General features: G+C 66.7%; 13 protein-coding genes. 10 read left to right on the top strand and 3 right to left on the bottom strand.

The window, feature by feature from the left end; translation table 11 throughout:
• Nucleotides 1–11: 11 nt before the first annotated feature.
• The 3 genes from EPL00_RS12715 to EPL00_RS12725 all read right to left on the bottom strand — a co-directional run bounded on the left by EPL00_RS12715 (nucleotide 12) and on the right by EPL00_RS12725 (nucleotide 2,987).
• Nucleotides 12–956: a M48 family metallopeptidase gene (locus EPL00_RS12715; protein WP_135854535.1), complete on the bottom strand. Its 945-nt coding sequence runs from the start codon at nucleotides 954–956 to the stop codon at nucleotides 12–14.
• 70 nt (nucleotides 957–1,026) lie between these two features.
• The gene (locus EPL00_RS12720; protein WP_135854536.1) at nucleotides 1,027–2,208 is read right to left on the bottom strand and encodes a redox-regulated ATPase YchF; all 1,182 of its coding nucleotides are present in this window, start codon (nucleotides 2,206–2,208) and stop codon (nucleotides 1,027–1,029) included.
• Between the two features lie 71 nt (nucleotides 2,209–2,279).
• Entirely contained in the window at nucleotides 2,280–2,987 is a 708-nt protein-coding gene (locus EPL00_RS12725) for a DUF2797 domain-containing protein (RefSeq protein WP_368407950.1), read from the bottom strand.
• Nucleotides 2,988–3,281: 294 nt separating this feature from the next.
• On the opposite strand from EPL00_RS12725, the gene EPL00_RS12730 reads away from it, so the two are divergent.
• From EPL00_RS12730 to EPL00_RS12775, 10 genes are all read left to right on the top strand, one after another.
• Nucleotides 3,282–4,457, top strand: coding sequence for a S8 family peptidase (locus EPL00_RS12730; protein WP_238398195.1), 1,176 nt, complete (start codon nucleotides 3,282–3,284; stop codon nucleotides 4,455–4,457).
• A 282-nt stretch (nucleotides 4,458–4,739) separates the two neighbouring features.
• Nucleotides 4,740–5,933, top strand: a complete 1,194-nt coding sequence (locus EPL00_RS12735) for a S8 family peptidase (RefSeq protein WP_202932633.1) — start codon at nucleotides 4,740–4,742, stop codon at nucleotides 5,931–5,933.
• Between the two features lie 250 nt (nucleotides 5,934–6,183).
• The gene (locus EPL00_RS12740) at nucleotides 6,184–7,314 is read left to right on the top strand and encodes a S8 family serine peptidase (protein ID WP_135854539.1); all 1,131 of its coding nucleotides are present in this window, start codon (nucleotides 6,184–6,186) and stop codon (nucleotides 7,312–7,314) included.
• Nucleotides 7,315–7,678: 364 nt separating this feature from the next.
• The gene (locus EPL00_RS12745; RefSeq protein ID WP_135854540.1) at nucleotides 7,679–8,812 is read left to right on the top strand and encodes a S8 family serine peptidase; all 1,134 of its coding nucleotides are present in this window, start codon (nucleotides 7,679–7,681) and stop codon (nucleotides 8,810–8,812) included.
• 74 nt (nucleotides 8,813–8,886) lie between these two features.
• Entirely contained in the window at nucleotides 8,887–10,029 is a 1,143-nt protein-coding gene (locus tag EPL00_RS12750; protein WP_135854541.1) for a S8 family peptidase, read from the top strand.
• Between the two features lie 39 nt (nucleotides 10,030–10,068).
• Nucleotides 10,069–10,401 (top strand): BsuPI-related putative proteinase inhibitor, encoded by a 333-nt coding sequence (locus EPL00_RS12755; protein ID WP_135854542.1) that lies wholly within the window; start codon nucleotides 10,069–10,071, stop codon nucleotides 10,399–10,401.
• Nucleotides 10,402–10,490: 89 nt separating this feature from the next.
• Nucleotides 10,491–11,069, top strand: coding sequence for a tRNA (cytidine(56)-2'-O)-methyltransferase (locus EPL00_RS12760; RefSeq protein ID WP_135854543.1), 579 nt, complete (start codon nucleotides 10,491–10,493; stop codon nucleotides 11,067–11,069).
• Nucleotides 11,070–11,694: 625 nt separating this feature from the next.
• Complete coding sequence (locus EPL00_RS12765; RefSeq protein WP_135854544.1) at nucleotides 11,695–12,231, top strand: transcription factor; 537 nt, start codon at nucleotides 11,695–11,697, stop codon at nucleotides 12,229–12,231.
• Nucleotides 12,232–12,981: a DUF2110 family protein gene (locus EPL00_RS12770; protein WP_135854545.1), complete on the top strand. Its 750-nt coding sequence runs from the start codon at nucleotides 12,232–12,234 to the stop codon at nucleotides 12,979–12,981. It abuts the gene before it with no gap.
• 4 nt (nucleotides 12,982–12,985) lie between these two features.
• Complete coding sequence (locus EPL00_RS12775; protein ID WP_135854546.1) at nucleotides 12,986–13,756, top strand: DUF5803 family protein; 771 nt, start codon at nucleotides 12,986–12,988, stop codon at nucleotides 13,754–13,756.
• Nucleotides 13,757–13,792 lie beyond the last annotated feature (36 nt).

Below are 13,792 nucleotides of genomic sequence, written 5' to 3' on the forward strand. Positions count from 1 at the left end.
CACCCCCGACCTCACTCCTCGCCGAGATGCGGACGGTACGGCCGGACCCACGCGGGGAGTTCACAGTCCAGCATCTCGGCCCGGCGCTCTATCGACGGGTGGGTCGCGAACGCGGCGAACCACCGCGACCGGTCGGCGGTCCACGGAATCGGCCCGGTCACGTCCTCGTCGTTGTCGCCGGTCGCCACCGCCGCGATGCGGTAGAGGGCTTCGGTCAGGTCGGCCGAGGAGACGAGTTCGGCGGCGTAGGCGTCCGCGCGATGCTCCTCCAGACGGTTGGCGTAGCGGCTCGCGGCCAGCGCCAGCGGTTCCGCGCCGAGACCGAGCGCGTACCGGACCGCCGCGGCCCGCCGGTCCGAGGAGTACGCCAACGCCAGAAACAGCGCGCTCCCGGCGGTGGCGACGGTCGGCCCGCGCCCCGCCAACGCGAGGGTCCAGAACGCGCCGAAGCCGACGACGTGAGGCAGGTAGAGCCGAATCGCGTCGGTCGAGAGGTCCCGCCCGAGGTGGCCGAGTTCGTGGGCGAAGACGGCCGCCATCCCGGTCGGGCCGACGACGGTCGGCAGGCGCGGGTCCACCGCCAGCAGGGGGTCGCCGTCGTCGTAACCGACCTTCGCGCCCGGCGCGTCCATCCGGACGACGACCACCTTCGGAACCGGCCGCCCCGCCCGCTCGCAGACCGCCAACAGCGCGCGCTGGATTTCCGGCGCGTCGCTCAGCCGAGGGTGGCCCGACGCTCGCAGGTTCTCCTCGATTTCGAACCGCCCGCCAGAGCGCCACGCCTGCAGGGAGACGTAGCAGAGAAAGAACGCGCCCGCCGCGACGTAGAGCGGGGGTGCGCCGGTCCGGACGAGTTGGAAGATGGCGACCCCGGCCGCGACGACGAGCGCCAGCGTGACCGCCCACACGCGGAGCGCGAGGGAGAACTCCGACACTCCATCCGGCGAGGGCTTCATGCCGACGAGCGCGAACGCCGCGAGGAAAAGCGTTGCTCTCGCTCGCGGCCGGGTTACGTCGCGGGCGGTCTCACTTCGCGGTACTCACTATCTTCACCACGTCGCCCTCCTCTAACTCGTACTGGTCGCTGATTTCGCGGTTCGTCTTCCCGTTGACGGCGTGGAGGTAGCCGTCGCCGATGTCGCTGTGGACCGCGTAGGCCAAGTCCTTTGGCGTCGAACCGCGCGGCAAGAGGAAGGCGTCGGGCAGGACGTTGCCCTTCGCGTCGGTCCACTTGGTCTCGTTCTGGACCGGGAAGGCGGTGATCTGGTCCAGCAGGTCGTAGACCGCGTGGTCGAGGGCGTCTTGCACGCCCGTCCCGCCCCACTCGGCCATGACCTCCCGAATCTGGTCGAGTCCGGCCTGCTGGTCGTCGCTCAGGTCGCCCAGAATCTCGAAGTCCTCGTCGCCGGGGTCGTAGGCGACGGCTCCGGCCTGCTCGGCCTGTCGGAGCGCCAGTTCGCCCTCGGCGGTCGCGGGAATCACGGGCTTGCCGGTCTCTTTGAGGCGCTCGATGTTCTCGGCCGGAGCCACGTCGGCTTTGTTCGCAACGAGAATGATGGGCTTCGTCCGCGCACGCACGTCGCGGGCGAGGGCCTCCCGATGCTCGTCGGTCCACTGAATCGGGTCCTCGGGGTAGTCCAACTCCCGCAGGCTGGCGGCCACGTCGGCCTCGCTCGCGCCGAATCCCGTCAACATGTCCGCGAGGGCTTCGTCCACATCGAAGTCGGGCGACCGGGACTTGCGCTCGACGCTCTCCCAGTTGCGCTCGACGATGCTGGCGAGCCACTGGTCTAACTGCTCTTCGATGAAATCGACCTCCTCCACCGGGTCGTAGGTGCCGATTTCGACCGGTTCGCCCTCCTCGTTGGTGCCGCCGGAGGCGTCCACGACGTTGACGATGGCGTCGGCATTCGTCAACTCGTCCAGAAACTGATTGCCGAGTCCGCGGCCCTCGTGTGCGCCCGGCACGAGTCCGGCCACGTCCAGCAGTTCGATGGGGACGTATCGTTTGCCGTCGTGACAGTCCTCGTCGCCGCATCGCTCGTCGCGTTCGAGGCAGGGACAGTCGGTCCGGACGTGGCTGACGCCGCGGTTCGCGTCGATGGTCGTGAACGGGTAGTTCGCCACGTCCACGTCGGCCATCGTCGCGGCCTTGTAGAAGGTGGACTTGCCCGCGTTGGGCTTGCCCGCGAGTGCGATGGAAATCATGAGGGAAGCTACCGGCGTCCGGGAAAAGCCCCTTTCGGTTCCGCGAGTCTCGAGGAGTCCCCTGCGACTCCTCAGAACGCGCCGAGACTCGACTGGAGCTGTCGCTCGCTCTCGTCGTCGCCGACCTCGTAGCCGACCAGATTCCGCAGGTCCACCGCGTAGGTCGTCCCGCCCCGAGCGAGGACCAGCACGCGGCCCTGCACGCCGACGATTTCGCCGGTGGCCATCGTCTCGGCGACCGGTCGGGCCGAGAGGTCCAGTCCGTAGTCGAACTCGAACGTCTCGGCCGGGTCGAACTCCGCGAGGGCGTCGCGCCACGCCGCCTCGTCCACCGCCCTGTGAAGCCCCGAAATCTTGTCGGGGACGCGCACGCGGTCGGTGAACTCGTCGGCCAACTGGGACTCGATTTCGCGGGCGATGCGGCCGTTTTCGACGGTCCGGAGGAGTGCCGCGCGGTCGGCACCCTGCTCGCGCAGACGCGTGGGGAGTCGCCACGCCTTGGTCACGCCGACCTTGAACGTCGCGGGCGCGAACGCCGCCAGATAGATGGCGTGGTCGTCGTAGCAGTCCATCTCGTCTTTGAGACAGCTTCCGGTACACCGCGCGCAGACCCACGTGCTGGTGTGCTGGTCGCAGTAGGGCGCGGCCGCGTTCGCACAGTCGTAGTGGGTCGAACCGTCGAGCGCGCCCGCACACCGACGGTCGCCGAGCGCGTAGCCGAGTTCGCGGCCGGGGTCGAGTCGCTCGCGGTGAACGCCGTCGGCGTCGGCGAGGAGCAACGCGGCGCGCGTGGGCCGTTCGTCCGCTCCGGTCTCGCCGCTCGCGGTGGAGGAGTCGGCCTCGTCGCTCTCGCCTGCACTCGCCGCGCGCTCCGTGTCGTAACCGACGATTTGCACGTCGCCAGCTACGAGTTCAGTTCCTAAAGACGTGCGGATCGGTCGCCTCTACTTCGTTGCTCGACCTACTTATTAAGATAGGGAACTATTGGGTGGTGAAATTACTCTAGAATCCTAAGAAAAATTCATTAACTATGGCAGTTATTTACACATTTAATGGTAGCAAATGACAATGGTATGTCTCGGCGTAACGTATTGAAAGGTGTCGGTGCGTCCGTCGCGACTGCTGGCGTAGCGAGCGGTCTCGCGGCGGCCGACCCGACCGAAAAAGTCGAAGTCAACGTCGGCTTCGCGTCCGAGCGCGGCCGGAAGGCGGCGCTCAGCCAATCCGACGAGACGGTCCGGAAGTTCGACTCCATCGACGTGCTGACGCTCCGACTGCCCAAGCGGGCGGCGACGGCGCTGGAGAAGAACCCGAACATCCGGTACGTCGAGGAGAACGGCACGATGGAGGCGCTGGCCCAGACCCTGCCGTGGGGCGTCGACCGCGTGGACGCGGAGGTCGCACACGCGAACGGCGAGACGGGCAGTGGTGCCGACATCGCTATCATCGACACGGGCATCGACGACGACCACCCCGACCTGCAGGGCAACCTCGGAACCGGGAAGGCGTTCGTCTCCTGTGGCAACGGCGGCTACTTTGGTAACTGCGGGTATTCGGGCAACAGCAACGCCTGTAACGACCCGTGGTCCGACGACAACGACCACGGCACCCACTGTGCCGGTATCGCCGACGCCGTGAACAACAGCGAGGGCGTCAAGGGCGTCTCGACCGAGGCGACGCTCCACGCGGTCAAGGTGCTGGACTGTTCGGGGAGCGGGTCGTTCTCGGACATCGCGGCGGGTATCGAGTACGTCGCCAACCAAGGCTGGGATGTCGCTTCCCTGAGCCTCGGCGGGAGTTCCGGTTCGTCGGCGCTCAAGGACGCGGTGGAGTACGCGCAGGGACAGGGCGTCTTGCTGGTCGCGGCCGCGGGCAACGACGGCTCCTGTACCGACTGTGTCGGCTACCCCGCCGCCTACGACGAAGTGATGGCGGTCAGTTCGACCAACAGCAACGACGAACTGTCGAGTTTCTCCTCGCAGGGTCCGCAAGTGGAAATCGCCGCGCCCGGTTCCGACATCTACTCGACGGTGCCCGGCGGCTACGACACGTTCTCGGGCACGTCGATGGCCTGCCCGCACGTCTCGGGCGCTGGCGGACAGCTCATGGCCAACGGCGCGAGCAACGGCAACGCTCGCAGTCAGCTGAAGTCCACCGCCGAGAACATCAATCTGGGAAGCAACGAGTCGGGGTCGGGCCTCCTCGACGTGGCCGCCGCGCTCGGTCTCGACTCCAGCGACAGCACGTAGCGACTCGGCGACCGTCACGGCTCCTTGTTTTTTCGTACTCGTCCGGTAGCGTCACCGAGAGTGGAACGCGTCCCGCGTTCGAGGCCGCCCTCCTCGCCTCCGGCGAGACGAGAACTCCCGGCCGGAATCGGCGGGTCGGTCGTCGGTTTCGGTGTTTCGACGGGCGATCCGGTATTCTGCCGGACGAAAACGCCATAACCGCCGTAATCATATATTTTAGAATTTATTTCTTATTTGAGTTCTAGAAACTTTATTACCTGCTGTGTGTATTTTACACATGCCATGCGAGGTAAAGACAATGGTATTTCGAGGCGGAACGTCCTCAAGATGGCCGGTGCGTCCGTCGCAACGGCGGCAGGAAGCGGACTCGCGGCGGCGAAACCCGACGACACCGTCGAGGTCAACGTCGGCTTCGCGTCCGAGAAGGGCCGACAGGTGGCCCTCGGAAAGGCAGACGAGACGGTCCGGAAGTTCGACTCCATCGACGTGCTGACGCTCCGACTGCCCAAGCGGGCGGCGACGGCGCTGGAGAAGAACCCGAACGTCCGCTACGTCGAGGAGAACGGCACGATGGAGGCGCTCGCCGAGACCCTGCCGTGGGGCCAACAGCGTATCGACTCCGACGTGGTCTACAGCAACGGCGAACTGGGCGCTGGCGCGGACGTGGCCATCCTCGACACGGGCATCGACGACGACCACCCCGACCTGACCGACCGGCTCGGTACGGGGAAGGCGTTCGTCAGCTGTAACACCCAAGGCGGCTGTCGCTTCGGTGCCAAGCCCGCGGACAACACGTGCAACTACTCGTGGACCGACGACAACAACCACGGTACCCACTGCGCCGGAATCGCGGCAGGCGACGACAACAGTCAGGGCATCGTCGGTGCCGCGCCCGACGCGACGCTCCACGCGGTGAAGGTGCTGGGTAAGTGTGGCAGCGGTTCGTTCTCGGACATCGCGGCCGGTGTCGAGTACGTCGCCGACCAAGGCTGGGACGTGGCTTCGATGAGCCTCGGGGCCAGTTCCGGTTCGTCGGCGCTCCGCGACGCGGTGCAGTACGCGACGAACAACGGCGTCTTCGTCGTCGCGGCCGCGGGTAACGACGGACCGTGTTCCGACTGCGTGGGCTACCCCGCCGCCTACCCCGAAGTCATGGCTGTGGGTTCGACCGCGAGCGACGACACGCTCTCGGACTTCTCCAGCACGGGGCCGGAAGTCGATATCGCCGCGCCCGGTAGCGACATCTACTCGACGGTCGCCAACGGCGGGTACGACACCTACTCCGGCACGTCGATGGCGACACCGCACGTCGCGGGCGTCGCGGGTCAACTCGCCGCGAACGGCACGACCGGCAGCGACATCCGTTCGACGCTGGCCAACTCCGCGGAGAACATCGGTCTCGCCAGCAACGAGTCGGGTGCCGGTCTGCTCGACGCCGCGGCCGCGCTCGGCTACGACTCCAGCGACGACACCTGAGGGACGGCTCCTCGCGGGCTCGCTTCGAGGAACCGTTCGATTCCTTCTTTCGACTCGGGCCGTCGATTCTTCCGTCCGAGTCCCGAGTTTCCCACGGACCGACAGGAGACGGCGAGGAGGTCCGAGAAGTGCCGAAGCCCAGTCTGAACTCGTCTCCTTCCGGCTCGCTGGCGCGCCATCGCCATTATATTTACAGTATCTAGAACTAGAATAAAACTTTATTACGAGATAGCACCACTAACAAATTGCAATGCTTGGTAACGACAATGGCGTTTCGCGACGTAGCGTACTGAAAACGGCGGGCGGTTCGCTCGCGGCGATGGGCGCGACCGGCCTCGCGGCGGCCAAGCCCGACGACAAGGTCGAAATCAACGTCGGCTTCAAGTCCGAGAAGGGCAAGCAGATGGCCCTCTCGCAGGCCAACGATGTCGTCCGGAAGTTCGACTCCCTCGACATCGTGACCATTCAGGCCCCGAAGAAGGCCGCGACGGCGCTCGACCAGAGCCCGAACATCCGCTTCGTCGAGGAGAACGGCCGGATGCAGGCGCTGGCCCAGACCCTGCCGTGGGGCATCGACCGCGTGGACGCCGACAACGTGGCCGCCAGCGGTAGCGGTGCCGACGTGGCCATCATCGACACTGGTATCGACGGCAACCACCCCGACCTCGAAGCCAACCTCGGCGCTGGCGCGCAAGCGGTCGCGTGTAGCTCCTACTCCGCGGAGTGTACCTACAGTTGGGGCGACGACAACGGCCACGGGACCCACTGTGCCGGTACCGCGGGTGCAGTTGACAACTACGAGGGCGTCGTCGGCGTCGGCGACGGAATCACGCTCCACGCCGTGAAGGTCCTCGGTTCCAGCGGCGGTGGCTCCTACTCGGACATCGCGGCGGGTATCGAGTACGTCGCCGACCAAGGCTGGGAGGTCGGTTCGCTCTCGCTCGGTGGCAGCGCGTCCAGTACGGTCCGCAGTGCCGTGCAGTACGCCGACGACCGCGGCGTCACGCTCGTCGCGGCCGCCGGGAACTCCGGTCCGTGTACCGACTGTGTCGGCTACCCCGCCGCCTACCCCGAGACCATCGCGGTCTCCTCGACCAACGACTACGACGGCCTGTCGAGTTTCTCCTCGACCGGTCCCGAGGTGGACATCGCCGCGCCCGGTTCCGACATCTACTCGACGTACGTCGGCGGCGGCTACCAGACCCTCTCGGGAACCTCGATGGCCTGCCCGCACGTCGCCGGTGCCGCGGGCATCCTGCGCTCGCAGGGCCTCTCGAACGCCCAGACGAAGAGCCGACTCCTGAACACCGCCGAGAACATCGGTCTGGGCTCCAACGAGTCCGGTGCGGGTCTCCTCGACGTGGAAGCCGCGGTTCAGTAAACCGTCGGGTTCGACGTAGGGACTGCTTCGCCGCGTCGCAGCGAACGCGAGCCACCCTATCGCGTCTCGTCACCCACCCACCCGCTTCCGGTGGCTCGTCACCCGCGACCGACTTGCGTTTCGTCATCGGGTTTTCCTCCCGAAGTCGAGCGGTCCCCCGTCGCGGACTCGGATTCTCGCCGGTCTCGGACCACCGGTTCCGGACCACCACCGTTCCCCGTCCGCCGCGGGTTCCGCTTTGGCGAGTCCGCCCGCCCCGCTTCTTTCGAGTGAGCGACCGAACAGTCGTGGGGTTCGTCCCAAGGATTTTATTTCATAGATTCTAGATACAAATTTTTGTGCTTTAGGCCTGTACTTGCTGACGATGTTCGACGAAGAGACCATCACGCGACGCACCGTTCTCAAGACGACCGGCGGGTCGCTCCTCGCCGTCGGCGCTGGCGGCCTCGCGGGGGCGTCCCCCGACGAGGAGGTCCGGGTCAACGTCGGGTTCGACTCCGGCCGCGGTCGGTCGGCGGCGCTCGACGCGGCCGACGAGGTGGTTCGGGAGTTCACCTTCGACGCCGCGACGCTCCGGCTACCCAAGCGGGCGGCCACCGCGCTCGCCGAACGCGATAGCGTGCGCTACGTCGAGCGCGACGGCACCGCGCGGGCGCTCTCGACCACGTGGGGCTACGACCGCATCGACGCCGACGTGGCAAACATCAACGGCTACACCGGTGCGGGTGCCGACGTGGCCGTCATCGACACGGGCCTGCCCTGCGACGACCCCTGCCTGCCGAACGTGGGCAGTGGCAAGGCGTTCGTGGACTGTTCGAGCGACTGCTGTGCGCCGTGGGACGACGACAACGGCCACGGAACCCAAGTCGCGGGCGTCATCGGTGCCGACGAGTCCTGTAGCTGTACGACCGGCATCGCACCCGACGCGACGCTCCACGCGGTCAAAGTGCTGAACGACTACGGCGCGGGGTCGTACTCCGACATCGCGGCGGGCGTCGAGTACGTCGCCCGGCAGGGCTGGGACGTGGGCAACCTCAGCCTCGGCGGGAGTTCGGGCTCCTCGGTCCTGAAAGACGCCGTGGAGTACGCGACGAACAACGGCGTCCTGCTGGTCGGCGCGGCGGGCGGGTCGGGTCCCTGCACGAGTTGCGTGGGTTACCCCGCGGCGTATCCGGAAGTCGTCGCGGTCAGCGCGACCAACCGGAACGACGAACTCGCCTCCTTCTCCAGTCGCGGCCCCGAAATCGAACTCGCCGCGCCCGGTTCCGACATCACGACCGTCGGCTCGGGCGGATGTGCAACTCTCTCGGGCACGTCGTACGCCACGGCCCACGCGTCGGGGGTCGCCGCGCTCGTGATGGCGCAAGGCTACACCAACTCCGGCGCTCGCACCCGACTCCAGAATACCGCCGAGGACCTCGGTCTGCCGAGCGACGAACAGGGCTCCGGTCTCGTGGACGCCGCGGCCGCGGTCGGACTGAATTCGAGCGACGACTGACGGCGCTCTATTCAATTTATTAATTAAAATAACTAGATTACATTTTTAATAAATATAGTGTCGAAGATATATCCATGCCATTCGATAACGGCGTTTCCAGACGAAGCGTGCTTCGAGTGACCGGCGGTTCGCTGGCGGGTCTCGGGGCGAGCGGTCCCGCCGCGGGCGACGCTCCCCAGCGCGTCGAAGTGAACGTCGGGTTCGCGGGTCAGAGCGGTCGGTCTGCCGCGCTCGGTGCCGCCGACCGTGTGGTCCGGAAGTTCGACTCGCTCGACATCGTGACCGTCGAGGTGCCCGAGCGCGCCGCCGAGGAGCTAGCCGACCGACCCGACGTGCGCTACGTCGAGGAGAACGGTCGGATGGAGGCGCTCGCTCAGAGCCTGTCGTGGGGCCACGACCGAATCGACGCCGAGCGCGCGCACGGTTGCGCGCAGGGCGCTGGCGCGGACGTGGCCATCCTCGACACGGGTATCGACGGCAATCACCCCGACCTCGAAGCCAACCTCGGTGCTGGCGGGTACGCCGTCCAGTGTAGCTCCTACTCCGCGGAGTGTACCTACGACTGGGGCGACGACAACGGCCACGGGACCCACTGCGCTGGCATCGTCGGCGCGGTGGACAACGGTCGGGGCATCCTCGGCGTCGCGCCGAAGGCGACGCTCCACTCGGTGAAGGTCCTCGGAGCGAACGGCGGCGGGTCGTACTCCGACATCGCCTCGGGCATCGAGTACGTCGCCGACCAAGGCTGGGACGTGGCGAACCTGAGCCTCGGCGGGAGCGCGTCCAGCGCGGTCGAAGACGCCTGCCGATACGCCTACGACAACGGCGTCCTGCTCGTCGCGGCCGCCGGGAACTCCGGCCCCTGTTCGGACTGCGTGGGCTACCCCGCCGCTTACGACGAGTGCGTCGCGGTGTCGGCGACCACGAGGAGCGACAGTCTGTCGACGTTCTCCTCGACTGGACCGGAGATCGAAATCGCCGCACCGGGGAGCGACATCTACTCGACGTACGTCGGCGGCGGCTACCGCTCGCTGTCGGGGACTTCGATGGCGGCCCCGCTCGTCAGCGGCGTCGGGGCGCTCCTGATGGGCGACCCGAACAACTACTCGAACACGAAGGCCCGGAACATCCTCTGTCAGACGGCCCAGCCCATCGGGCTCTCCGGCAACCAGTCGGGCTGTGGCCTCGTGGACGCCGAAGCGGCGGCCTGCTACTAGCACGAAAAGTTTTCACCACTCCGCGACGCAGTAGAAAGTATGACGCTCCAGAGTTCCGTGGACACGACCGTCGAGTCCGACCGCGTGGTCTTCGAGTACACCGTCGAGAACGCGAGCGACGCGCCCGAGGAGGTCCAGTTCCGGAGTTCCCTGCTCGCGGACTTCGCCCTCCTCGACGGCGACGACGAGGTCTGGCGGGCCAGCGACGGCCAGATGTTCGCCCAGATGATTCAAAACGAGACGTTCGGCGCGGGCGAGACCCGGACGTTCACCGACGAGTGGGACGACCCCGACCCCGGCGACTACACCGTCGTCGCCACACTGAACGCGATGGGCGACGACGCCGAGGCCCGGACCGACTTCTCGGTGTGAGCGGGGTTTTCGCCGCTCGGTCGCGGACTCGACTGCCGTCCGAGCGTAATTCCGAAACCCCCTAACCCGCCGACCGCCCACGCCCTGACATGCAAGGCGAACCCGAAGTGGCGGTCCTCCGCCTCGGTCACCGGCCGGGCCGCGACGAGCGCATGACGACCCACGTCGGCCTGACCGCGCGGGCGCTGGGGGCCGACCGCGCGATTCTGGCGGGCGACGCGAGCAAGTCGCAAGGGACCGTCGAGGACATCACCGACCGCTTCGGCGGCCCATTCGACGTGGAGTTGACCGACAGTCCGAAGGCGGTCATCCGCGACTGGCCGGGGCAGGTCGTTCACCTGACGATGTACGGCGAGCGCGTCCAAGACGTGGAAGACGAGATTCGGGCGGCGCACCGCGGCGCGGACGACGACACCGAGGAGGACGCCAGCGAAGGCGACCCGATTCTGGCGGTCGTCGGCTCGCAGAAGGTCTCGTTCGACGTGTACGAGGAGGCCGACTACAACGTCGGCGTGACCAACCAACCCCACTCGGAGGTCGCCGGACTCGCGGTGTTCTTGGACCGCCTGTTCGAGGGCCGGGAACTGGAACGGGAGTGGAGCGACGCGGACCAGACCGTCGTGCCGAAAGCGACCGGGAAGAAAGTGGTTCCGGCGGACGAGGAGTAAGACCACGCTGAGGCTCCTCCATATTTGTTTGAGGTGCCTCTAGCGTTCTTTGAAGCAGGTATATATTTCTTTTCATGGGGGAAAGAAACGGGGCGGTAACGGCAGGTTCGAGCGATGGCGTCGCCCGCACCGCGACCACGACCGCACAGCACCGTAACCGCACTGCGACCGCACAGCGGACTCTCGCCGACACACAGGAGTCTGCCGCACAGCGCCGCGACCGCCCCGCACCGCGACCGCACCTCGTCCTCCCCAACCGATTGCGCTTCTCACTCCGTTGCGATGTCTGCGAACGCGGTTCGCAGATCAGCGAGACGCTTCGCGTCTCGCAAGCCTCATCCCTCGCGCGGACGGGCGCGCCACGGAGGGCGCGCCAGCGCGCGCCGAGGAGGTGGTCGAGTCATGCGCGCACGCTCCCGGCGTATCGAGAAGCGACTCCGACCTGACTGCCGAATCGACCGCCCGGACGACGAAATGATGGCCAGTGGGAACGTTCGCGCCGTAGCGGCCTCGACGCTCGCCAACCGCCGGACGCCCCGAGACTGCGAGACGGCACCGGACCGCGGTTCGGGGCCGAACGGTCGCTCCGATGGTTTTAAACGCTCCAACGCCCCAGTACACCATAATGGCTTTTGAGGACTTACTGGAGGACCCAGTAATTCAGAAATATCTTCACGAGTTGGTCGGTCCGAAGGGAATGCCCGTCGCCGCGGCCCCGCCGGACGGCGAGGTCACCGACGAGGAGCTAGCCGAGGAGCTAGACCTCGAACTCAACGACGTTCGGCGCGCGCTGTTCATCCTCTACGAGAACGACCTCGCCACCTATCGCCGCCTGCGTGACGAGGACTCGGGATGGCTCACCTACCTCTGGACGTTCCAGTACGACAACATCCCGGACAACCTCGAAGAGGAGATGCACCGCCTGCTCGACGCGCTCGAACAGCGCGAGGACTACGAGCGCCAACACGAGTTCTACCTGTGTGAGGTCTGTTCGATTCGCTTCGAGTTCGGCGAGGCGATGGACTTCGGCTTCGAGTGTCCCGAGTGCGGCTCGCCGCTCGAATCCATGGAGAACAGCCGGCTCATCGACTCGATGGAGCAGCGACTCGAAGACCTCCGCGAGGAACTCAACGTCGAGAAACTCGAAGAGGCCGAGGCATAGATGGTCGTACTCGCCACCAAGGTGTACGTCGAGGGCGACGCCCGCGAGCGGTCGCTCGACGCGCTCCGGTCGCTGGTCGCCAACGAAGTCGAAGACTTGGACGTGGAGTACACCGTGGGCGTGCGCCACGACGACTTCGCGGTCGTCACCATCGAGGGCGACGACGAAGTGGTCGCGCGCAACCTCCTCCGGGAGGCCTACGGCGAGGTCACGCCGAACTTCGAGCCGGGCGAGACCTACGTCGGCACGCTCGAAGGGTGGGACGACGAAGGCTGGCTCCTCGACGCTGGCGAGGAGATTCGTATCCCCGCCAGCGAACTCGGACTCGGACAGGGGACGCCGGTCCAAATCGTCGAGCGGTTCGGTCTCGTCCAGCACACGCCCCTGAAGTTCGTCTACGGCGGCGACGCGGACGGCTCCGGAGCGAACGCCGACGGTGACGGCTCCGAAGCGAGCGGCGACGGGGACGATGCCGACGCCGAACCGAAACCCCACCGCCTCGCCGACGAGGAGCGCGACCGCCTCTACGACTGGACGCGGGGCGCGGGGCGAGTCAACGTCAACAGCGCGACCCGCGGGGAGGTCCGTGCGACGGTCAACCGCGCGGGCCACGCCCGCGACATCGTGACCGTCGAACGCCTCGGCCTGTTGGAACAGAGCATCGTCTGCAAGGACGAGACCGACCCGCCGGGGTTACTGGCGGCCATCGGGAGCTATCTGCCCGCGGAGATTCGGTGCGTCATCCCCTGACAGCATGAATCGGCGACTGCTACTCGCGGCCGGGACGCTGGCGCTCCTCGCCGCGACCGCCGGGTGCGCCGGGGTCTTCGGCAACGACCAGTTCAGCGAGAAGCGCCTCGAAGGCGACGCCAACGCGACCTACGAGTGGAACACCACCGCGGACGTGACGCTCAACATCACCAGCGGACAGTATCAGGCCATCTACGACTTCTCGAACCGGTCGCAACTAAAAATATACCAGCGCGAGTCGCTGGGCGAGGAGGGCCCGGTGCAGGTCGAGACCGTGCGGTTCCGGTACCCGAACGGCACGGTCGTCACGCTGAACCAGTCGCAGGTCCGGCGCACCGACTCCCGGACCGTCTTCGCGCTCCCCTCCCGCGAGGGCAAACTCGCCTACACCGCGCCCCACCGCGGGAAGTCCTTTAGCACGCCGACCTACGTCGAAGGCTCCTACGAGGTCGTCCTGCCGACGGGGATGCGGGTCGGCACGCCGATTCTGAGTCAGGTCAGACCCAACGCGGACACCAAAGACCAGATCGCCGGTCGGGTCCACCTCCACTGGGGCGAGGTGACAGCCAACAACCTCACCGTCCGGTACTATCTGGCGCGCGACCTCCTCATCTTCGGCGGCATCATCGCCGCCGGAGTCGTCATCGCCCTGCTGGGGCTGGCCTACTTCCGACTCCAGATTCGGCAACTCGAACGCGAGCGCGAGGAGATGGGCCTGAACGTCGATACCGACGGCGACGAGTTCGACCAAGGGCCGCCGCCGGGGATGGGCTAGAGAACGTCTGCTTTTTACTCGCGGGACGCCAAGCGG

This window comes from Halorussus salinus (assembly GCF_004765815.2).
Lineage (GTDB): Archaea > Halobacteriota > Halobacteria > Halobacteriales > Haladaptataceae > Halorussus > Halorussus salinus.

Coding starts and splice junctions, on each gene's coding strand:
- EPL00_RS12715 (WP_135854535.1), bottom strand. CDS start 956: ATGAAGCCCTCGCCGGATGGAGTGTCGGAGTTCTCCCTCGCGCTCCGC.
- EPL00_RS12720 (WP_135854536.1), bottom strand. CDS start 2,208: ATGATTTCCATCGCACTCGCGGGCAAGCCCAACGCGGGCAAGTCCACC.
- EPL00_RS12730 (WP_238398195.1), top strand. CDS start 3,282: ATGTCTCGGCGTAACGTATTGAAAGGTGTCGGTGCGTCCGTCGCGACT.
- EPL00_RS12735 (WP_202932633.1), top strand. CDS start 4,740: ATGCGAGGTAAAGACAATGGTATTTCGAGGCGGAACGTCCTCAAGATG.
- EPL00_RS12740 (WP_135854539.1), top strand. CDS start 6,184: ATGCTTGGTAACGACAATGGCGTTTCGCGACGTAGCGTACTGAAAACG.
- EPL00_RS12745 (WP_135854540.1), top strand. CDS start 7,679: ATGTTCGACGAAGAGACCATCACGCGACGCACCGTTCTCAAGACGACC.
- EPL00_RS12750 (WP_135854541.1), top strand. CDS start 8,887: ATGCCATTCGATAACGGCGTTTCCAGACGAAGCGTGCTTCGAGTGACC.
- EPL00_RS12755 (WP_135854542.1), top strand. CDS start 10,069: ATGACGCTCCAGAGTTCCGTGGACACGACCGTCGAGTCCGACCGCGTG.
- EPL00_RS12760 (WP_135854543.1), top strand. CDS start 10,491: ATGCAAGGCGAACCCGAAGTGGCGGTCCTCCGCCTCGGTCACCGGCCG.
- EPL00_RS12765 (WP_135854544.1), top strand. CDS start 11,695: ATGGCTTTTGAGGACTTACTGGAGGACCCAGTAATTCAGAAATATCTT.
- EPL00_RS12770 (WP_135854545.1), top strand. CDS start 12,232: ATGGTCGTACTCGCCACCAAGGTGTACGTCGAGGGCGACGCCCGCGAG.
- EPL00_RS12775 (WP_135854546.1), top strand. CDS start 12,986: ATGAATCGGCGACTGCTACTCGCGGCCGGGACGCTGGCGCTCCTCGCC.